At 75.8% G+C, this 20817-nt stretch carries 14 protein-coding genes and 1 pseudogene; 1 reads left to right on the top strand and 14 read right to left on the bottom strand.

Annotated elements, in window-relative coordinates:
* Positions 1–5: 5 nt before the first annotated feature.
* The 6 genes and pseudogenes from HDA33_RS03120 to HDA33_RS12645 form a co-directional block, all read right to left on the bottom strand.
* A complete protein-coding gene (locus HDA33_RS03120; RefSeq protein ID WP_184170823.1) occupies positions 6–2645 on the bottom strand; it encodes a ComEC/Rec2 family competence protein in 2640 nt (879 codons plus the stop codon).
* Positions 2642–3550, bottom strand: a complete 909-nt coding sequence (locus tag HDA33_RS03115) for a ComEA family DNA-binding protein (RefSeq protein WP_184170820.1) — start codon at positions 3548–3550, stop codon at positions 2642–2644. The genes HDA33_RS03120 and HDA33_RS03115 overlap by 4 nt, the downstream gene beginning before the upstream one ends.
* Positions 3551–3651: 101 nt before the next feature.
* Positions 3652–4626 (bottom strand): DegV family protein, encoded by a 975-nt coding sequence (locus HDA33_RS03110; protein WP_184170817.1) that lies wholly within the window; start codon positions 4624–4626, stop codon positions 3652–3654.
* A gap of 32 nt (positions 4627–4658) precedes the next feature.
* On the bottom strand, positions 4659–7166 hold the full coding sequence (gene leuS, locus HDA33_RS03105; protein WP_184170814.1) for a leucine--tRNA ligase: 2508 nt from the start codon (positions 7164–7166) through the stop codon (positions 4659–4661).
* A 128-nt stretch (positions 7167–7294) separates the two neighbouring features.
* Positions 7295–8569, bottom strand: a complete 1275-nt coding sequence (locus HDA33_RS03100; RefSeq protein WP_184170811.1) for a YkvI family membrane protein — start codon at positions 8567–8569, stop codon at positions 7295–7297.
* A gap of 115 nt (positions 8570–8684) precedes the next feature.
* Positions 8685–9056 (bottom strand): annotated as a pseudogene (locus HDA33_RS12645) (FGGY-family carbohydrate kinase); the annotation flags it as partial.
* Between HDA33_RS12645 and HDA33_RS03090 the strand changes: the two are divergent.
* A complete protein-coding gene (locus tag HDA33_RS03090; RefSeq protein ID WP_184170808.1) occupies positions 9051–10097 on the top strand; it encodes an alpha/beta fold hydrolase in 1047 nt (348 codons plus the stop codon). The pseudogene HDA33_RS12645 and the gene HDA33_RS03090 overlap by 6 nt on opposite strands.
* A gap of 87 nt (positions 10098–10184) precedes the next feature.
* Here HDA33_RS03090 and HDA33_RS03085 read toward each other — a convergent pair whose 3' ends face one another.
* The 8 genes from HDA33_RS03085 to carB all read right to left on the bottom strand — a co-directional run bounded on the left by HDA33_RS03085 (position 10185) and on the right by carB (position 20815).
* The gene (locus HDA33_RS03085) at positions 10185–12263 is read right to left on the bottom strand and encodes a primosomal protein N' family DNA-binding protein (protein WP_184170805.1); all 2079 of its coding nucleotides are present in this window, start codon (positions 12261–12263) and stop codon (positions 10185–10187) included.
* Positions 12264–12360: 97 nt separating this feature from the next.
* A complete protein-coding gene (metK, locus tag HDA33_RS03080; protein ID WP_158494547.1) occupies positions 12361–13623 on the bottom strand; it encodes a methionine adenosyltransferase in 1263 nt (420 codons plus the stop codon).
* A gap of 15 nt (positions 13624–13638) precedes the next feature.
* Entirely contained in the window at positions 13639–14940 is a 1302-nt protein-coding gene (locus HDA33_RS03075) for a bifunctional phosphopantothenoylcysteine decarboxylase/phosphopantothenate synthase (protein ID WP_184170801.1), read from the bottom strand.
* A 7-nt stretch (positions 14941–14947) separates the two neighbouring features.
* Complete coding sequence (gene rpoZ, locus HDA33_RS03070) at positions 14948–15388, bottom strand: DNA-directed RNA polymerase subunit omega (protein ID WP_158493338.1); 441 nt, start codon at positions 15386–15388, stop codon at positions 14948–14950.
* A gap of 68 nt (positions 15389–15456) precedes the next feature.
* Entirely contained in the window at positions 15457–16107 is a 651-nt protein-coding gene (gene gmk / locus HDA33_RS03065; RefSeq protein ID WP_158493337.1) for a guanylate kinase, read from the bottom strand.
* A gap of 72 nt (positions 16108–16179) precedes the next feature.
* A complete protein-coding gene (mihF, locus tag HDA33_RS03060) occupies positions 16180–16494 on the bottom strand; it encodes an integration host factor, actinobacterial type (protein ID WP_184170798.1) in 315 nt (104 codons plus the stop codon).
* Positions 16495–16646: 152 nt separating this feature from the next.
* Positions 16647–17468: an orotidine-5'-phosphate decarboxylase gene (pyrF, locus tag HDA33_RS03055; RefSeq protein WP_246417039.1), complete on the bottom strand. Its 822-nt coding sequence runs from the start codon at positions 17466–17468 to the stop codon at positions 16647–16649.
* A 50-nt stretch (positions 17469–17518) separates the two neighbouring features.
* A complete protein-coding gene (carB, locus tag HDA33_RS03050; RefSeq protein ID WP_184170795.1) occupies positions 17519–20815 on the bottom strand; it encodes a carbamoyl-phosphate synthase large subunit in 3297 nt (1098 codons plus the stop codon).
* Positions 20816–20817 lie beyond the last annotated feature (2 nt).

Below are 20817 nucleotides of genomic sequence, written 5' to 3'. Positions count from 1 at the left end.
CCATCCTAGGGCGCGGTGCGGACGGCCGAGGGCGGGCGGACGGTGTACACGCCGATCTCCCCGGCCCCGGCCGCGCCGTCCGGCCCCTCGGCCACGAGGGCGATCGTGCCGTGCAGGTCCGTGCGCGCGACCGGCCCCAGCCGGTGCAGGGCGTCCAGGGTCGCCGGGTGCGGGTGCCCGTACGTGTTCTCCGCGCCGACCGAGACGACGTGCAGGCGCGCCCGGACCGCGCGCGGCACCGCCGTGCCGCCATTGCGGGCGCCGTGGTGGGCCACCTTGAGCACGTCCACGGACGGCGGCCCGGCCGCGTCGGAGCGCCGCCCGGCGGCCCAGACGCCGGAGGCCTCCTCCTCCATGTCCCCCGTGACGAGCGTGGTCACCGGACCGGCCGGGGCGTCGACGGTGACGAGGAGCTGGGCCGAGGCGTCGTTCTCCTCGGCCGCCCGCGCGTCGGCGAGCAGCACCTCCCAGCGCGCCTGACCCGCCGCGCCCCGCTCGCCCGTGACGAGCCGGGCGCCCCCGGCGGGCGGGGCGACCCCGGGGGCCTCCCCCGCCGTCGCCCCGGAGCGGCCGACGCCGGCGGCGTCCCGGGTGGCGTAGCGCACCGCCCCGGGGACGGCCCGGTCGGCGACTCCCGCGAGGCCGCCGGCGTGGTCGGCGTGCAGGTGGGTGAGCAGCACGGCCTCCACGCGGTCCACCCCGAGGTCCTCGAGGCAGCGCCGGGCGGCCTCGGGCTCGCGCCCCACGTCCACCACGACGCCGGCCCGCGACCCGGAGCGGAACACCGCCATGTCCCCCTGGCCGACGTCGCAGAAGGCCACCGCCCAGTCCGGCGGGGCCGCGCCGGGCGGCCGGGGCACGAGGACCGCGCCCACGCTGCCCACGGCCGCCGCGACGAGCACGGCGGCGAGCAGCACCAGCGCGGGCGTGCGCTCCGGGGGCAGGGGTGCGCCCGCCCCCACCCGGCGGACCCGGGCGTGGCGGCGGCGCTCCAGCACGAGCACGGCCGCGAAGCCCGCGAGCGTGGCGGCGGTCAGGAGCGCCCCGAGGCCCACGCCGAGGGCCCCGGACGGCCAGGGCCGCAGCGCGCCGGGCAGCCCAGCGGCGGCGTGCGCCACCACCCCGATCCAAGCCGAGGGCCACTGGACGAGCCACACGAGCGCGGCCGCCACGGCGGGGGCCGGCAGCACGAGGGCGGCGGCGAGGGTGCCCAGCACCGTCACCGGGGCCACCGCGGGCGCCGCCACGAGGTTGGCCAGGACGGCGTAGGCGGAGAGCTCCCCGGTCATCGCCAGCAGGACCGGCTGGCACGCCAGGTGAGCGGCGAGGGTCACCGCGAGCGACGCGGACAGCCAGCGGGCCGCGGCGTCGGGCAGGACGCGGCGCAGGGGCCCGTGCAGGGTGCGGTCGCCCCAGGACCCGGCCAGGACGATCCCGGCGGTGGCCGCGAGGGAGAGGTGGAAGGCCGGCTCGACGGAGAGGGACGGCACGGCCACCAGCAGGGCGGTCCCGCCGACGGCCAGGAGCGCGAAGGCCTGGCGCCCGCGGCCGAGGAACACGGCGACGGCGCCGAGCGCGCCCATGACGGCCGCCCGCAGCACCGAGGGCTCGGGCCCTACCACGACGACGAAGACCGCCAGGAGGCCCAGCCCGGCGGCGATCACCACGGCGCGGTGCACGCGCAGGGACCGCAGGGCCACGGCGGTGAACCCGAGCAGCAGGGCGACGTTCGCTCCGGAGACCGCGGAGAGATGGGAGAGCCCGGACGCCTTCATTGCCGCGTCGAGCGGCCGCCCCTGGGCGGAGCGGTCGCCCAGGACGAGCCCCGGGATGAGCTCGGGGGCCGTGCCGGCGGTGCCCGCGGCCGCGGCCCGGAACGCGGCGCGCAGGGCCTCCCGCCGCGGGGGCGGCTCGTCCTCGACGGAGGCGGCACCGTGGGCGGCGTCCGCCGCCGGGCACGGCCCCGGGGTGGGCGCCGCGGCCGCGGTGAGGAACACCGTGCCGTCGCCGGTGTCCGGGGTGACGACGACGCACAGCACGGTCGCGGCCGGCGGGCCGACGACCCGTCCTCCCGGGGCGGGCTCGGAGTCCGGAGCGGCGCCCAGCGCGGACGGGACGGTGCCGGGGCCCGACAGGCGGGCGGCGACCGCCGCCTCCGGAGCTCGGGCGGGGTGGCCGAAGGCGCGCACGCGCACGGGGGCGCTCCACCGGGGGCCGAAGGTCCCTGCGGTCTCCACGGCCGCGCCGGTCACCGCCAGCTCGACCCGCACCGCGGCCTGCTCCCGGACCACGTCCGCCCAGCCCGTGCGCTCGAGGGCCGCCGCCGGGACGGCCGAGTGCTGGAGCATCAGGGCGACGGCGACCCCCGCCAGGGCGACTGCGGTGCCCGCGCCCCGGATCCAGGCCGGGGTGGGCGCCCGCGCGGCGAGCAGCACGGCCGCGGCCGCCGCCCCCAGGCAGGCGAGGGCCACGGTCGTCCGGGTGGCCGCCTCCCAGCCGTCGGAGACGATGCCGAGCGTCAGGCAGGCCAGGAGGGCGGGCACCCAGCGGGCGTCGAGGGGGCCGGGGACGTCGCCGCGCCGCGCCGCCGGGTCGGTCCGGGCCCCGGGGGCCTCCGGCGGCCGGGAGCCGGCCGGGGCGCTCACCACGTGACGCGGTCCCGCAGCCGCTCCAGCGCGGCCGGGCCGACGCCCGGGACGGCGTCGAGGTCCTGCAGGCCCGTGAACGGGCCGACCGTCTCGCGGTGGGCGATGATCTTCTCCGCCGTGGCCGGTCCCACCCCGGGCAGGGTCTGCAGGGCGACGGCGTCGGCCGCGTTGAGGTCCACGGGGCCGGCCCCCGCGCCGCCCGACCCGCCTGCCCGAGCGGGTCCCGCCGGCGCCGACGCCGCCGCGTCCGGCGCTGTCCCGGCCGCGCCACCCTCCGCACCGCCCGGTCCGTCCTGGCCGCCGGCCACTCGGGCGAGGTCCTCCTCCGGGGTGCGGGCGGAGGGGACGAGCACCTGCCGCCCGTCCGCCAGGGGCGCCGCCAGGTTGATGCGCTCGGTCCGGGCCTCCCGCGTTGCCCCGCCGGCGGCCCGCACGGCGTCGGCCACGCGCGCGCCGGGGGCCAGGCTGACCACCCCGGGCCGCTCCACCTCCCCCACCACGTGCACCCGCAGCAGCGTGGCCACCGGCCCGGACCCGCCCGACGGCTCCGCGGCGGGTCCGGCACCGTCGGAGGGGGGCGCGGCATCGGCCGCGTCCGGCCCGTCCTCGGTCTCCGGTTCCACCCGGGCCTCGACGGCCGAGGCGGCGGGCGCCGGGGACGGCGGTGCGGGGCTGGTCAGCCAGGCGACCGCCCACCAGGCCGCGGCCGCCACGAGCAGCACGGTGACGGCCAGGAGGGCGGGGCGCCAGCGCAGGACGCGCCCGCGCGGGGGCACGCGCTCCCACGCGGAGGGCCCGCGCGCGGCGGGGCCGGCGGAACGGGACCAGGTCGGACGCGGGGCGTCCTCGGCGGGGTCGTCGGAGAGGGCGGCGTCCGGGGCGAGGCGGTGGGGGTGGCTCATGCCGGGAGTCTGCGCCGGTCCCCCGGCCGCGCCACGGCCGGCGGCCGTGCCTGGGGACGGCCGACCCGTCGCGGGCGCCTGTGCAGGAGCCGTCGCCGGCGTCAGTCCCCGGAGCCCCCCGTGGGCGACTCCAACGGGCACACCACCACGCCGAGCGCCCCGAGACCGAGGTGCGCGGCGAGCACGGCGGGCAGCTCCACCACGGGGACCGGCGTGGTGGACACGGGCGTGAGCCGCTCGGCGAGGGCGGCGGCGGTCTCGGGGTCGCCGTACTCGTGCACGGCGATCCGCACCGGGACGTCTCCGGCGCGCTCGGTGGCCAGCTCGACGAGCCGGTCCACGGCGCGGGCCGCGGACCGGGGCCGGTCCACGAGGCTGATGGCGCCGTCGTCGACGGCCAGGACGGGGCGCACGTGCAGCAGCGTGCCGATCAGCGAGGCGAGCCCGCTGATCCGCCCGCCGCGGCGCAGCTGCTCCAGGCTCGGCACCGTGAACAGCACGTGGCTGGAGTCCACGGTGGCCTCGAGCCGCTCGCGGATCCGGGCCACGGGCATGCCCACCCCGGCGTCCACGGCCGCGTCCACCACGGCCATGCCGAGCGCGAAGCCCACGGTCCGCGAGTCCACCACGGTCACGGGCCGCTCGGCGTCCGCGGCGGCGAGCCGTGCAGCCTCCACGGTGCCGGAGAGCTCCCCGGACAGGTGCACGGAGAGGATCCGGGCGTACCCCTCCCGCGCCAGCTGCGCGTAGACGCTGCGGAACGCGCCGGGCGAGGGGCGCGAGGTGCGCAGCGCGGTGCCCGCCGCGAGGGCCAGCGGCAGCTCGAGGGCGAGGTCGTCCGTGCCCTCGGCGTGGATCTGGTCCCCCACCATCACGGGCAGCGGCACCTGCCGGATGCCGGCGGCCAGGGAGTGGCCGAGCACGGCGGCCGGCAGGGCGGCCGCGGAGTCCGTGACCACGGCCGTCCGGTCCCGGCGCGGCGGCTTCAGCCCGTACCGGGCGCGGCCGACCAGCTGGGACCGACGGGAGCGCAGGCGCACGAGGGCGTCGTCGCGCCACTGCTCGATGGTCGCCACGGCCGGCCTCCTCTCCGCGCGCTCGCGCGCGGTCAGCGGATCACGAGGTTCACGAGCTTGGGCTCGCGCACGATCACCTTGACGATCTCGGCGTCGCCGATGAAGGTGAGGACCTTCTGCGACGCGCGGGCACGGGCCTCGAGGTCCTCGGCGGTGATGTCCGCGGGGACCTCGAGGGTGTCGCGGACCTTGCCCTTGACCTGGACGACCGCGGTGACGGTGTCCTCGACCAGCAGGGACTCGTCCACGGCCGGCCAGCCGGCGCGCACCACGGAGGGCTCGTGGCCGAGCATCACCCACATGTCCTCGGCGGTGTAGGGGGCCACGAGGGAGAGCAGCACGGCGACGGCCTCGGCGGCCTCGCGGACGGCGGGGTCCGCCGCGCCGGCGCCGCCGTCGATCTCCTTGCGGGCCGCGTTGACCAGCTCCATGGTCTTGGCGATCACCACGTTGAACTTGCCGTCGTCCAGGAGCTGGCCGGCCTCGTGCACGCTGCGGTGGGTCACGCGGCGCAGGGCAGCGGAGCCGGTCGCCGGGTCGGCGTCGGCCGGGGTGCCGGCCTCGCGGACGTCGCGGGCCAGGCGCCAGGCGCGGGCCAGGAACTTGCCGGCGGCGCCGGGGGCGACGTCGGCCCAGTCCACGTCGTCCTCCGGCGGGGAGGCGAACACCATGGTGAGGCGGACGGCGTCCACGCCGAACTCGTTGAGCTGCGCGCCCAGGTCCACGCCGTTGCCCAGCGACTTGGACATGGCCCGGCCGCCGTTGAGCACCTGGCCCTGGTTCAGCAGGGCGCGGAAGGGCTCGGTGAACGGCACGAGGCCCAGGTCGTGCAGGGCCTTGGTGAAGAAGCGGGCGTAGAGCAGGTGCAGGATGGCGTGCTCCACGCCGCCCACGTACTGGTCCACGGGCAGCCAGCGGCGCACGGCCTCCGGGTCGAAGACCTGCGTGTCGTCGTTCGGGGAGGCGTAGCGCAGCATGTACCAGGACGAGTCCACGAAGGTGTCCATGGTGTCGGTGTCCCGGCGGGCGGGGCCGCCGCAGTCGGGGCAGGCGACCTCGACCCACGACGTCGCCGCGGCCAGGGGCGACTGGCCCTTGGGGGCGAGCTGCTCGCCCTTGAGGTCGGTGGGCAGGGTGACGGGCAGCTGGTCCTCGGGGACGAGGACCTCGCCGCAGGCCTCGCAGTGCACCACGGGGATGGGGGTGCCCCAGAAGCGCTGGCGGGAGAGCAGCCAGTCACGCAGACGGTACGTGGTGGTGCCGCGGCCGGTGCCCCGGCCCTCGACGATCTCGATGGCGCGGGCGATCGCCGCGGTCTTGTCCAGGCCGTCCAGCTCGCCGGAGTTCACGAGGGTGCCGTCGCCGGTGGTGGCCACGCCCGAGACGGCGGGGTCCTCCTCGCCGGTGTCCAGCACGGCGCGCACGGGCAGGCCCATGGCGCGGGCGAAGTCGAGGTCGCGCTGGTCGTGGGCGGGCACGGCCATGATGGCGCCGGTGCCGTAGTCGGCCAGCACGTAGTCCGAGGCCCACACTGGCAGGCGCTCGCCGTTGAGCGGGTTGATCGCGTGGCGGCCCAGGAACACGCCGGTCTTCGGGCGGTCGGTGGCCTGGCGGTCGATGTCCGAGACCTTCTTGAGCTCCTCGCGGTACGCCTCGAGCTCGGCGCGCACGGACTCGTCGGCGAGCTCGGCGGCGAGGGGGGCGTCCGCGGCCACCACCATGAAGGTGGCGCCGTGCAGGGTGTCCGGGCGGGTGGTGAACACCGTGACCTGGGGACCGTCCTCGATCTGGAAGTCCACGTGGGCGCCCTCGGAGCGGCCGATCCAGTTGCGCTGCATCGCCAGCACCCGCTCGGGCCAGTGGCCGGTGAGCTGGTCCATGTCGTCGAGCAGGGCGTCCGCGTACTCGGTGATGCGGAAGTACCACTGGTTCAGGGTGCGCTTGGTGACCTCGGTGCCGCAGCGCTCGCAGCGCCCGTCCACGACCTGCTCGTTCGCGAGCACGGTCTGGTCCTGCGGGCACCAGTTGACCGGGGAGTCCTTCCGGTAGGCCAGGCCCTGGCGGTACAGCTGCTGGAACAGCCACTGCGTCCACCGGTAGTACTCGGGGTCGGAGGTGTGCAGCTCGCGGGACCAGTCGACGGCGATGCCGTAGCGCTGGAAGGAGCGCTTCTGCGTCTCGATGTTGGCGTAGGTCCACTCGGCCGGGTGCGCGTCCCGCTTGATGGCGGCGTTCTCGGCGGGCAGGCCGAAGGAGTCCCAGCCGATGGGGTGCAGCACGTCGTAGCCGCGCTGCATCCAGTGGCGGGCGACGACGTCGCCCATCGCGAACGCCTCGGCGTGGCCCATGTGCAGGTCGCCGGAGGGGTAGGGGAACATGTCCACCACGGTGCGCGTCTCGGAGCCGTCCTCGAGGGGGGCGAAGGTGCCCGCCTGCTCCCAGTACCCGGCCCAGCGGGCCTCGACTTCGCGGAAGGAGTACTCCGCGTCGGCGGGGATCCGGGGGGTGGCCGGTGCGGCGCTCTGGGGGGTCTGGCTCACGGCGGTTCGTGTCCTCACGCAGTCGGGGGTCGGGATGGCGGGCGCGCCCGCCCGGACGGGCGGCGCGCAAAGGGGCCGGCGACGGCGGCCGGCACTGCCATCCTACGGCGACGGCGCCCCGGGGCCGGTCAGGACCGGCGTGGGTCCCCGTCCGGCTCGTCCGCCTCGATGGCCTGGACGACCTCCTCCTCCACGGCCTCGGTCACCACGGCCGTGGCGGCCACGGACTCGTCGGCGGCCTCCTGCAGCAGGACGGCGTGCTGGGCGGTGAAGGTCTTCTCGGGGTGCTCGCGCAGCCGCAGGAGGGCGCGCAGGCGCAGGCGCAGGCCGGACTCGGCGGAGATCTGGCGGCGGTGCAGGACCCACCAGGCGATCAGCACGAGGGCCAGGACGATGCCGAGGTAGCCCAGGGCCGGGTACACGACGTTCATGAGGTCGCCGAAGCCCACGAAGCTGACGGCGAAGGCCAGCAGGGTGACGCCGATGAACACGGGACGGTAGCGCCCGGGGCGCTCGGCGGTGAGGCGGCGGCCCAGGGCGTAGAACATGCCGATCGCCGTGTTGTAGATCATCAGGTAGATGACCACGACCATCGTCCAGCCCAGCCACGGGGCGATCGAGGCGAACAGCTGGAGCATGGGCACGTCGGCCCGGCCGATCTCGGCGTAGCCGAGGTAGAGCAGCACCGAGGCCAGCAGCAGCAGGACGGTGTAGAGCACGCCGCCGGTGAGGCCGCCGGCGAACGCCTCGCGGGGGTTGGTGATGGACCCGCCGATCACCAGGCACATGGACACGGCCATCACGACGACGAGGCCGAAGTAGTTCACGGAGGACAGCCACCAGGGCGCCACCGGCGTGGCGGCCTGCACGGCGAGGGCCTCGTTCGCGGTGAAGGAGCCCTCGTGCGTGAGGAGCACGTGGACGAACCCGGCCACCACGGCGAGGATGATCAGCGGCGTGATGAGGGAGATGATCGCCGAGACCTTCTCCACGTCCAGCATGCCCGTGACCAGCGCGAGGGCCGTCATCAGCCCCGCGCCCGCCCAGGTGGGCCAGCCGAGCTGCTGGGCGAGGGTGGAGCCGGCGCCGGCCAGCATGACGAAGCCGATCGCGAAGAGCGTGACGGTCACGGTGACGTCCAGGATGCGCGCCATCACCGGGTGGGAGACGCTGCGGAAGACCACCTTGTGGTCGGCGGCGAGGAACACGCTGCCCAGCTGGAGGATGACGGCGCCGCCGAGGGCCACGAGCACACCGGCCAGGCCCGCCCCCAGGATCCCGATCCAGCCGAAGCCCACGAAGTACTGGATGACCTCGGCGCCGGTGGCGAAGCCGGCGCCGACCAGCAGACCGACGAAGGCGAGGGCGATCTTGACGGATCTCAGGATGGCGGAGTGCCGCATGCAGGGGCCTCTCGTGGGGGACGGGACGGTCCGCCCGGCCGCGCACGGGGTCGGGAAGGGACCGGAGCACCCTACGGGCCCTCCGCGCGGCGCGGCCAGGGCCGGCGACCCCTCCCGCGGCCCCCTGCACGGTGGTCTCGGTGACGCGGGGGCACACCACGGGCACCCCGAGGATGTCCGCCTGGAACTGGAGCAGGGACTCGTTCACCGTCATGCCGCCGTCCACGCGCAGCGCCTCGATCCGCCGGCCCGTGTCCGCGGTGAGCGCCTCGAGCAGGTCCCGACTCTGGTAGGCCGTGGCCTCGACGGCGGCGCGCGCCAGGTGCCCGCGCCCGGCGTAGCCCGTCAGCCCCGCGATGACCCCGCGCGCGTCCGGCCGCCAGTGCGGCGCGTCGAGCCCGGAGAAGGCGGGGACGATGACGACGACGGCCTGCGCTGCGCTGATGCGCACGACCCGAGCGGCCCTGGCTAGGGTGGGCGCGTGGCTCTCTCTGACGACGCCGGCCCCCGCCCGCACCGCGACGCGCCGCCCGTGCGCTGGCGCGACCGCGTCCGCATCCCGCGTCCGTCGGGCTCCCCCGCTGTCCTCACCGGGCATCCGGTCCGGACCCCGCGGCGCCGCGAGGTCGCCGTGGCCGACCCCGTGAGCGGGCGCCCCCTGCGCGTGGCCGTGTGGGAGTACGAGCCGGAGGTCGCCCCCGCCCACCGCGATGCCGCCGCCCCGCCCCGGACGGTGTTCGTGCACGGCTTCCGCGGGGACCACCACGGGCTGGCCCTGCTCGCCGACGCCCTGCCCGAGCGCGCGATCACCTCGATCGAGCTGCCCGGCTTCGGGGACTCCGAGCCGTTCCCGGACGCGGAGCACACCGTGGCCCACCACGCGGACGCGGTGGCCGCCGTCCTCGCCGCGATGCCTCCCTCGCAGCGGCCGGTGCTCGTGGCCCACTCCTACGGCACGGTGGTGGGGGCCGAGCTCGTGGCCCGCGACCCCGGCCGCTGGGACCGCCTGGCCCTGCTCAACCCCATCGCCGAGCCCGCCCTGGACGCCTCCGCGTCCTGGACAAGCCGCGGCCTCGCCGCGCTCGCCCGGGGCTACTACGAGCTCGCGGCGCGGCTGCCCGAGCGGGCCGGCCGCCTCGTGCTCGGCGCGGCGCCCGTGGTGTGGGTGACCACCCTCGCCATGTCGCGCACGCCGGACCGGCGCGTCCTGGCGTACACCCATGACCAGCACCGGCGGTACTTCTCCCGGTTCGCGTCCGCGCGCATGCTCTCCGAGTCCTACCGGGCGTCCAGCACGGGGACCGTGGCCGACGCGGCCGACCGGCTGCGCCTGCCGGTGCTGCTCGTCGCCGGCCGCGAGGACCCGCTCGGCTCAGTGCCCGCGCAGGAGGCGCTGGCGGCCGCCATCGAGGCCGGCGGCGGGCGGGCCGAGCTGCACGTGCTCGACGGCGTCGGGCACCTGCTGCACTACGAGCGGCCGGGCGAATGCGCGGCCCTGCTGCGCGCCGGGGCGGCCCGCGGCCGCTGAGCTGCGCCCGGGCTCGTCAGGTCAGCGGGCGCGCGAGGTCAGAGGCCGCGCGCCGGGTCGGGGCCAGAAGGGTCGGAGGACGCCGGGTCAGAGGACGCCGGCGGGGTCCAGCCGCACCCGCACGGGGGACGTCTCCCGGCGCGCCGACGCAGCAGAGCGGGCGGCGCGCAGCGCGGCGACGGTCGCGTCCGCGGCCGCGTAGGGGAAGAGCAGCAGGGCCCGGGACCGGGTCTCGTCCGCGGCGTCCGGCACCGGGCCGATCCACGGCAGCCGGGCGGGGCCGCCGTCGAGCGGGGCCGAGTGCGGGTCCTCGTGCACGTCCTCCTCGGGCCGCTCCCGCCGGGCCGCCTCCACGAGGTCCAGGTACTCGCGCACGGCGGACGCCTCCCCGGTCACCTCGGCCAGCCGGCCGGCCGGCGGCAGGTGCAGCTCCCTGCGCTCGGCGACCTGGTGGGCGGCGAACCCGTCCGGGTCCCGGCGCACCAGGGCGTTCACCGCCTCCCCGGCGTCCGCGGTGACCACCACGACTCCCCCGTCCGCGGCGGGGCGCACGAGGCACGCGGCCGCGAGCCAGCGGGCCAGCACCCGGCCCGGCACGTCCAGGCCCTCGCGCTGGAGCTGGGCGTCGCCGTCGAGCAGCAGGGCCGCCGCGTAGCCGTCCTCGGCCACGGGCTCGGCGCCCACGGTGGCGACCACCAGCGACGGCCCCGGCGGGATCGTGCCGAGCCGGTGCTGGGCGGAGGAGGAGTGCACGGGGATGCGGGGGAAGGCGCGGCCGAGCTCCTCGGCCGTGCGGTCCACGCCGCGCGCCCCGGCGCGCAGGGCGCCCGCCCCGCACTCGGTGCAGCGGAAGCCCCGCTCGCGGGTGCCGCACCAGCGGCAGGCGACCTCGCCGAGCCGGGCGGCCCGCGCGTCGCGGAAGCCCAGCGGCCCCGCGCAGCGCCGGCAGCGAGCGGGGGTGCGGCACCGGTCGCAGACCAAGGCGGGGATGAACCCGGCCCGGGCCACCTGGACGAGCACCGGGCCCGGCCGCTCGCCGAGCAGCGCCGCCCGCGCCGCGCCCCAGGCCGCCTGCGGCAGCCGCGCCCGCTGGGCGAAGGGGTCCCGCGCGGTCTCCCACGCGTCCGCGGTCGAGACGATCCGCGGTCCGATCTCGCGCTGGGCCGCCCGGGACGGGCCCAAATGCAGCAGCCATCCGGACTCGACCAGCCGCTGCACGGGCACGGACCGGGAGGGCCCGGCGAACAGCAGCGCCGAGCCGGTGCGGCGCGTCCGCTCGAGCACCACCTCGCGGGCGTGGAAGTAGGGGGCGCGGGGCTCGGCCCAGGCGTCGTCGCCGTCGTCCCAGAGCACCGTCAGCCGCAGGTCGCGCACCGGCGCCCACGCCGCCGCGCGGGTCCCGGCCACGATGCGGCGGGTGCCTCGCAGGGCGGCCAGGTGGGCCCGGTACCGGGGGGTGTTCCCGTCCTCCGAGCCGATGCGCGCGTAGGCCTCCTCCCCCACGGCGTCGTCGAGGGCCGCGCACAGCCGGTCCAGGTCGCGGTGGTCCGGCACGAGCAGCAGCACGCCACCCCCGCCGGCGGCGACCGCGCGGGCCAGGTGCGCCATCGCGGCGGCCTCGTCCCACTCGAGCAGGCGCGAGGGGACCACGGCGGCCGCCCGCGGCCCGTCCCCGGCCAGGACGGCCGCCACGAAGGCCCGGCCGCCCTCGAGAGACTCCCACACGGTGGGCGCAATCCCCTCGCCGGCTCCGACCGGCTCGCCCTCCGGGGCCTCCTCCACCGCCAGGGTCACGGGGTGGTCCGCCGCGGCGCCGGCGTCCTCGGCCAGGGCCGCCTTCTCCACCTGCGCGACGCGCGGGGGCACGGCGGCCCGCAGCACGTCCGTGACGACGCCGGCCTGCCGCCGGGCCACGGCGCGCGCCGAGGCGAGGACCTCCTCCGTCAGGGGCGGCACCGAGGTGAGCACGGCGGTGAGCTCCGTGAGCTGGGCACCCGTGGCCGGCTCGTCCTCCCGGGACACCAGCCACCCGGTCATGGGCCGGCCGCCGAAGCGGACGGCCACGCGGGAGCCGGGCCGGGCCCGCTCGTCGAGCGTGACGGGGATCAGGTAGTCGAACTCCCGGTCCAGGTGCGGCACCGGGGAGTCGAGCAGGACGCGCGCCACTGGCCGCTCGGGCCAGCCATCCGGGTTCTCGGGCAGCCGGGGCCGGTCCGGGGGCTCCGGCAGGGCGAACAGCGCGTCCGTGATGGCCCGCCTCCGGTCAGAGGCCGGCGGCGGCGCGCAGCCGCTCCACCCGGTCCGTGCGCTCCCACGTGAAGTCCGCGTCGTCCCGGCCGAAGTGGCCGTTCGCCGCGGTCTTGCGGTAGATGGGGCGCAGCAGGTTCAGCTCCTTGACGATCGCGGCCGGGCGCAGGTCGAACACCTCGTTGACGGCCTGGATGATGCGCTCCTCGGGCACCACGGCGGTGCCGAAGGTGTCCACGTACAGGCCCACGGGGCGGGCGGAGCCGATCGCGTAGGCCACCTGGAACTCCGCGCGGGAGGCCAGGCCGGCGGCCACCACGTTCTTGGCCACCCAGCGCAGCATGTACGCGGCGGAGCGGTCCACCTTGGACGGGTCCTTGCCGGAGAAGGCGCCGCCGCCGTGCCGGGCCATGCCCCCGTAGGTGTCCACGATGATCTTGCGGCCGGTGAGGCCGGCGTCGCCCACGGGGCCGCCGATGACGAACTTGCCGCCCGGGTTGATGATGACGCGCATGCCCGAGGTGTCCAGGCCGGAGCGCTCGATCACGGGACGGATCACGTGCTCCTCCACGTCCTTGCGCAGCTGCTCCTGGCCCACCCAGTCGTGGTGCTGGGTGGAGACCACGACGGCCTCGACCGTGGTGGGCACGTGCCCGGGGGCGTAGCCGATCGTCACCTGCGTCTTGCCGTCCGGCAGCAGGTACGGCATGGGGGTGTTCTCCTGGCGGCGCACGGCGGTGAGTCGCTCCGAGAGCCGGTGGGCCAGGTAGATGGGCATGGGCATGTACGCAGGGGTCTCGTCCGTGGCGTAGCCGAACATGATGCCCTGGTCCCCGGCGCCCTGCTCGTCCACCTCGTCCGCCGAGCCGTACTCGCGGGCCTCGAGGGAGCGGGTCACGCCGGCGAAGATGTCCGAGGACTGCTGGCCGATGGAGATGTTCACGCCGCACTGGGCGCCGTCGAACCCGTTGGCGGAGGAGTCGTAGCCGATGTCCAGGATGGTCTCTCGCACGATCCGCGGGATCTCGACGTAGGCGGACGTGTTCACCTCGCCGGCCACCTGCACGAGGCCGGTGGTGGTGAGGGTCTCCACGGCCACCTTCGCGGCGGGGTCCGCAGCGAGGATCGCGTCCAGGATGGCGTCCGAGATCTGGTCGCAGATCTTGTCCGGATGGCCCTCGGTGACGGACTCGGAGGTGAAGAGGCGGAGCTCGCCGCCGCCCACGCCCGTGTACGGGTCGGCGTGGCGGGCAGGGCTCGGCTGGGCGGCGTCGGTCATGCCGCACAGTCTAGGTCAGCGGGCGGACGCGCTTCCCGGGGCGGACGCGGCGAGCCGGTCGACGACGGCGCCCACCACGGCGGCGGCGGCCTCGTCCTTGGACCCGGCGGCCTCGACGGCCGGGCTGCCGTCCGCGAAGAGGATGGTGACGGCGGTCTCATCCCGGCCGAACACCTTGTCCCGGCCGACCTCGTTGACCACCAGCATCTCGCACCCCTTACGGGCGAGCTTGGCGCGGCCGTACTCGAGCACGGAGGACTCGGCGTCCCCGGTCTCGGCGGCGAAGCCGACGATCAGCGGCGCCATGGGCCCGCCGGCGGCGCGGGTGCGCACCGCCGTGGCGAGCACGTCCTCGGTGCGCTCCAGGACGATGACGGGCGAGGAGCCGTCGTCACCCTTCTTCATCTTGGACTCGGAGGCCTCGGCGGGGCGGAAGTCGGCGACGGCGGCGGCCATCACGAGCACGTCGGCGTCCGCGGCCTGCTCGAGCACGGCCGTCAGCAGCTCGGCGGTGGACTCCACGTGCACCGCGCGCTCCACGCCCTCGGGCACGGGGACGGACATCGACCCGGCGATGAAGCGCACCCGGGCGCCGGCGGCCAGGGCCGCCCGGGCCAGGGCGACGCCCTGCTTGCCGGAGGAGCGGTTGCCGAGGTAGCGGACCGGGTCGAGTGCCTCGCGGGTGCCGCCGGCGGTGATCACCACGGTGCGCCCCGCGAGCGGACCCGGGGCCGCGCCGGCCGCGGCCGGGCCGGGCCGCGACGTCGTCGCGCGCGGGCGGCGAGCGGCGGGGTCGGCGGCGGCGGCCTGCGCGAGCTCCCAGATCTCGTCGGGCTCGGGCAGGCGGCCGGCGCCTGAGTCGGCGCCGGTCAGCCGCCCCACGGCGGGCTCCACGACGGTGACCCCGCGCTCGCGCAGCAGGGCGACGTTGGCGACCGTGGCGGGATGGTGCCACATCTCGGTGTGCATGGCCGGTGCCAGGACCACGGGGCACGTGGCCGTCAGCAGCACGTTGCCGAGCAGGTCCGGGGCCATGCCCGCGGCCGTGCGGGCGAGCAGGTCGGCGGTGGCCGGGGCGACGACCACGAGGTCGGCCTGCCGGCCCAGGCGGACGTGGTTGACCTCGTCGACGGCCTCGAAGGTGCCCGTGCGCACGGGCCGGCCGGACAGCGCCTCCCACGTCGCCGTGCCCACGAACTCGAGGGCGTTGGCGGTGGGGACCACCGTCACGCCGTGACCGGCCTCGGTCATCAGGCGCAGCAACAGGGCGGCCTTGTAGGCCGCGATGCCTCCGCCGACGCCGAGGACGATCTCCATGGCGGGATCAGGCCTCCGGGGCGTCCTCGGAGGTGCCCTCCTCGGCGCGCACGGCCTCGGCGGCCTCCTCGATGGCCTCGGGGTCGCCGACCGGCTGGCCGGCGTCGGAGGGCTCGAGCGTGGCGAACGGGTCGTCCTCGCCCGGCAGGGAGAAGTCGCCGAAGTCCTCGGCGGCCAGGTCGGCCTCCGGGGTGGCCTCCACGGCCTCGTGGGACTCGAGCAGGTCCGTCTCGATCTCGCGCAGGGCGATGGACAGCGGCTTCTCGTTGAGCTGGGTGTCCACGAGCGGGCCGACGTACTCGAACAGGCCCTCGTGGAGCTGCGAGTAGTAGGCGTTGATCTGACGGGCCCGCTTGGCGGCGAAGAGCACCAGGGCGTACTTCGAGTCCACCCGCTCCAGCAGGGAGTCGATGGGCGGGTTGACGATGCCGTCGTACTGTTCGGTCACGGGTGTCTCCAAAGTCTTCGTCTCACTGTCTCGTCGGTGCCGGGTGCGGCACCGGATCCGGCCGGTCCTCAGGCCTCGGGCGAGCTGTGCTCGGGGTCCAGCCCCATGAGCCTCACCAGCTCCTCGGCGGCCCGCTCCACGCGGTCGTTCACGACGACGGCGTCGAACTCGGGTTCCGCGGCGAGCTCCAGTCTAGCCGTATCGAGGCGACGGCGCTGTTCCTCTGGCCCCTCCGTGCCGCGTCCGACCAGCCGGGAGACCAGCTCCTCCCAGCTCGGCGGGGCCAGGAACACGAAGGTCGCCTCCGGCAGGGACTCGCGCACCTGGCGCGCGCCCTGCAGGTCGATCTCCAGCAGCACGTGCCGGCCCTGGGCCACGGCCTCCATGACCCGGTCCCGGCGCGTGCCGTACCGGTGCACCCCGTGCACCACGGCCCACTCGAGCATCTCGTCCGCCGCCACGAGGGAGTCGAACTCCTCGGGGGTGGTGAAGTAGTAGTGGACGCCGTCCTCCTCCCCCGGCCGGGCCGGCCGGGTGGTGGCGGAGACGGAGAGCCAGGCCTGCGGGTAGTGCTCGCGCACGTAGGCCGAGACGGTCCCCTTGCCGACCGCGGTGGGTCCGGCGAGCACCGTGACGCCGGGGCCGGGGCGGCGCTCCTGGGCGGCGGTGCGGGCCACGGGGACGGCCGGGGCGGGGCCGTGGTCGAACGCGTCGGTCACGCTTCCTCCTGCTGGGACGGGCACGGTCCGCCCCTCAGCGGGGACGGCGCGGACCCGCCGGGGCGGGGCGGGTCACCGGCCAATATAGGCGATCAGCGCCTCGCGCTGACGACGGCCGAGGCCGCGGAGCCGGCGGCGGGGCGAGATCCCGCAGCCGGCCATGGCCTCGCGGGCGCGCACCTCGCCGACGCCGGGCAGCGCCTGCAGCAGGTCCACCGTGCGCAGGCGGCCGATGGCGTCCTCGGCGTCCGCGCGGGAGAAGACCTCGGCGAAGGACACCTGTCCGGCGGCGAAGTCCGCCTTCAGCGCGGCGCGCTCCTGACGGGCCGCGAGTGCCTTCGAGCGGGCCTCCGCCCGCTCCTCCACGCTCAGCTGTCGCAACGCCATGTCCGTGCCCTCATGTCTCTCGTCCCTCAACCTGTCCGACCGATCCGTTCCAGATTCAACGAATCTTTTCGGGGCCGATTGGAAAGGAAAATACCATCCCCACCGGAGGGGCGGGAAACGCTGTTGCGCGCCCCCCCCCCCCCCCCCCCCCGTCAGCCCAGGTCAGCCCTGTCGCGCTCGATGCGCTCCACGAGCCCCGCCACCGTGGGCCCGCCGGCGAGGATGCCCCGGGAGGAGGTGGCCAGCACCTGGGGCCAGGCCCGTCCGAACCCCTCCCGCATGCCGGCCGCCGTCGCGCCCTGGGCCCCGAAGCCGGGGGCCAGCAGAGGCCCGGCGAGACCGGGCAGGTCCAGGCCGAGCCGCTCCGCGTCCTCGGCCACCGTGGCGCCGAGCACCAGGCCCACCGGGCCCCACTCGTCCTCGGCGCGCAGCGCGGCGTTGAGGTCCGCGGCCGCGGCGGCGATCCGCCGGGCCACCGCGCCCTCGCCCGCGTCCCGGCCCACGTGCTGGACCTCGCGCCCCTCCGGGTTGGAGGTGAGCGCGAGGACGAACACACCGCGGCCGGCCGCGTGGGCCGCCTCGATCGTGGGCACCAGGGTGCCGAAGCCGAGGTACGGGCTGAGAGTGACGGCGTCGGCCGCCAGGGGCGAGGCGTCCGAGGTCCACGCGGCGGCGTAGCCGTCCATCGTGGAGCCGATGTCCCCGCGCTTGGCGTCGGCGATCGTCAGCACGCCCGCGTCCCGCGCCTCGGCGAGGAGGCGCTCCAGGGCCGCGAGCCCGGCCGAGCCGTGCCGCTCGTAGAGCGCCACCTGCGGCTTGATCGCGGCCACCCGGGGACCGTCGGGCCCCACGGCGGCCTCGAGACCGGTCAGGGAGAACGCCTCGAGGCCGGCCGGGGTGTCCGGCAGCCCCCACTGCCGCAGCAGGGACGGGTGCGGGTCCACGCCGAGGCACAGCGGCCCCGCCTGGGCCATCGCCGACCTCAGCCGGCGGCCGAAGGGCGCCCGGGCCGGGGCCGCCGCGCTCACGCCGAGGCCTCGACGGCCTGCTGCAGCCGCGCGTCGTGCTCCTGGAGGGAGGTGACGGACCACTCGTAGGCGCGCATGGCCTCGATCGCCTGCAGGCAGGCGCCGAACTCGGCGGTGGTGGTGATCACCGGCACGCCCAGGGAGGTGGCCGCCGCACGGATCTCGTAGCCGTCCGTGCGGGCGTCGCCACCCGAGGGGGTATTCAGCACGAGGTCCACGGTGCCGGCGTGCAGCTGCTCGAGCACGGTGCCGGCGCCGTCCTCTCCCCCGGCCTCGGCGATCTTCGCGACCGTCTCGGCCGGGATGCCGTTGCGGCGCAGCACCTCCGCGGTGCCGCCCGTGGAGACGATCTGGAAGCCCAGGTCCACGAGGCGCTTGGCCTGGCCCACGAGGGTGCGCTTGTCCCGGTTGGCCACCGAGACGAACACGCGGCCCGAGGTGGGCAGCGGACCGCCGGCGGCGGCCTGGGACTTCGCGAAGGCCGTGTCGTAGTGCCGGTCGATGCCCATGACCTCGCCGGTGGAGCGCATCTCCGGGCCCAGCAGCGAGTCCACGACGCGGCCCTCGGCGGTGCGGAAGCGGGTGAAGGGCAGCACGGCCTCCTTGACCGCCACGGGGGCGCCGAGCGGCAGGGTGGCGCCGTCGTAGGCCGTGGGCAGCACGCCCTCGGCCTGCAGGTCCGCAATGGACTTCCCGACGCCGATCATCGCCGCCGCCTTGGCCAGCTGCACGCCGGTGGCCTTGGAGACGAACGGCACCGTGCGGGAGGCGCGCGGGTTGGCCTCGATCACGTACAGCACGTCCGAGGCGAGGGCGAACTGGATGTTGATCAGGCCGCGCACGCCGACGCCGGCGGCGATCTGCTCGGTGGCGCGGTGCACGCGCTCGAGCACGTCCGGGCCGAGGGTGACCGGGGGCAGCACGCACGCCGAGTCGCCGGAGTGGATGCCGGCCTCCTCGATGTGCTCCATCACGCCGCCGAGGTACATGCGCTCGCCGTCGTAGAGGGCGTCCACGTCGATCTCGATGGCGTCCTCGAGGAAGCGGTCCACGAGCATCGGCTGGTCCGGGGTGATCTCCGTGGCGTGCTCCACGTAGTGGGCCAGCGCCTCCTCGGAGTAGACGATCTCCATGCCGCGGCCACCGAGCACGTACGAGGGGCGCACGAGCACGGGGTAGCCGATCTCGTCCGCCACGCGCTTGGCGTCCTCGAAAGAGACGGCGGTGCCGTTCTTCGGGGCCACGAGGCCGGCGCGGTCGAGCACGCGGGCGAACTCGCCGCGGTGCTCGGCCAGGTCGATGGCCTCCGGGGAGGTGCCCAGGATCGGCACGCCCGCGTCGGCCAGCTGCTGGGCCAGCTTCAGCGGGGTCTGGCCGCCGAGCTGCACGTAGACGCCGAGCACGCCGCCGGAGGCCTCCTCGGCCGCGATGACCTCGAGGACGTCCTCGAGGGTGAGCGGCTCGAAGTAGAGGCGGTCCGAGATGTCGTAGTCGGTGGAGACCGTCTCCGGGTTGCAGTTGACCATGACGGTCTCGTAGCCGGCCTCGCGCAGCGCCATGGTGGCGTGGACGCACGAGTAGTCGAACTCGATGCCCTGGCCGATGCGGTTGGGGCCGGAGCCGAGGATGATCACCGAGCGGCCCTCGTGCGGGGCCACCTCCGTCTCCAGGTCGTAGCTGGAGTAGCGGTAGGGGGTGAACGCCTCGAACTCGGCGGCGCAGGTGTCCACGGTCTTGTACACGGGGCGCACGCCCAGGGCGTGGCGCACGCCGCGCACGACGTCCGCGCCCATGTGGCGCAGCGAGCCGATCTGGGCGTCCGAGAAGCCGTGGCGCTTGGCGTGGCGCAGGAGGGACTCGTCGAGGACCTCGGCGTCGCGGATCTGGTCGGCGACCTCGTTGATCAGCACGAACTGGTCCAGGAACCAGGGGTCGATCGCGGTGGCCTCGAAGGCCTCCTCGATCGTGCCGCCGGCGTACAGGGCCTGCTGGGTCTGGGCGAGGCGGTCGGTGGTGGCGGTCCGCGCGCGCCGCAGCAGCTCGCGCGGGTCCGCGTTCTGCGGGAACGCCAGCTCGGAGCCCTTCTGCTCGAGGGAGCGCAGCGCCTTCTGGAGCGCCTCGGTGAAGTTGCGGCCGATCGCCATGGCCTCGCCCACCGACTTCATGGTGGTGGTGAGCGTGGGGTCGGCGGCCGGGAACTTCTCGAACGCGAAGCGCGGGACCTTCACCACCACGTAGTCGAGGACGGGCTCGAAGGAGGCCGGCGTCTTCTGCGTGATGTCGTTGGGGATCTCGTCCATCGTGTAGCCGAGGGCCAGCTTGGTGGCGATCTTGGCGATCGCGAAGCCGGTGGCCTTCGAGGCCAGGGCTGAGGAGCGCGAGACGCGCGGGTTCATCTCGATGACGACGACGCGGCCGTCCGCGGGGTTCACCGCGAACTGGATGTTGCAGCCGCCGGTGTCCACGCCGACCTCGCGGATGACGTTGATCGAGATGTCGCGCAGCTTCTGGTACTCGCGGTCGGTCAGCGTCATGGCCGGGGCCACGGTGATGGAGTCGCCGGTGTGCACGCCCACGGGGTCCACGTTCTCGATGGAGCAGACGACCACGACGTTGTCGTTCTTGTCGCGCATCATCTCCAGCTCGTACTCCTTCCAGCCGAGGATGGACTCCTCGAGCAGGACCTCGGAGGTCGGGCTGTACTGCAGGCCGGCGCCGCAGATGCGGTGCAGGTCGGCCTCGTCGTAGGCCATGCCGGAGCCGAGGCCGCCCATCGTGAACGAGGGGCGCACCACGACGGGGTACTTCAGGTCCTCGACGGCGGCGAGGGCCTCCTCCATGGTGTGCACGATGTGGGAGCGGGCGGACTCCCCGCCGGCGCGCTCCACGACGCCCTTGAACAGCTCCCGGTTCTCGCCGAGCTCGATGGCCTCGATGTTCGCGCCGATCAGCTCGACGCCGAAGCGCTCGAGCACGCCGTCCTTGTCCAGGGCGATGGCGGTGTTCAGCGCGGTCTGCCCGCCGAGGGTGGGCAGCAGGGCGTCGGGGCGCTCCTTCTCGATGATCTTGGCGACCACGGCGGGGGTGATGGGCTCGACGTAGGTGGCGTCGGCCAGCTCCGGGTCGGTCATGATCGTGGCCGGGTTGGAGTTGACGAGGACGACGCGGACGCCCTCCTCCTTGAGCACGCGGATGGCCTGCGTGCCGGAGTAGTCGAACTCGGCGGCCTGCCCGATCACGATGGGGCCGGAGCCGATGACCAGGACGGACTTCAGGTCGGGGCGCTTGGGCATGG

Source organism: Micrococcus endophyticus, assembly GCF_014205115.1.
GTDB classification, from domain to species: Bacteria; Actinomycetota; Actinomycetes; order Actinomycetales; family Micrococcaceae; genus Micrococcus; species Micrococcus endophyticus.
This window is presented reverse-complemented; position numbering and strand designations above follow the sequence as displayed.

Coding starts and splice junctions, on each gene's coding strand:
- HDA33_RS03115 (WP_184170820.1), bottom strand. CDS start 3,550: ATGAGCCACCCCCACCGCCTCGCCCCGGACGCCGCCCTCTCCGACGAC.
- HDA33_RS03100 (WP_184170811.1), bottom strand. CDS start 8,569: ATGCGGCACTCCGCCATCCTGAGATCCGTCAAGATCGCCCTCGCCTTC.
- metK (WP_158494547.1), bottom strand. CDS start 13,623: ATGACCGACGCCGCCCAGCCGAGCCCTGCCCGCCACGCCGACCCGTAC.
- HDA33_RS03075 (WP_184170801.1), bottom strand. CDS start 14,940: ATGGAGATCGTCCTCGGCGTCGGCGGAGGCATCGCGGCCTACAAGGCC.
- mihF (WP_184170798.1), bottom strand. CDS start 16,494: ATGGCGTTGCGACAGCTGAGCGTGGAGGAGCGGGCGGAGGCCCGCTCG.
- pyrF (WP_246417039.1), bottom strand. CDS start 17,468: ATGGCCCAGGCGGGGCCGCTGTGCCTCGGCGTGGACCCGCACCCGTCC.
- carB (WP_184170795.1), bottom strand. CDS start 20,815: ATGCCCAAGCGCCCCGACCTGAAGTCCGTCCTGGTCATCGGCTCCGGC.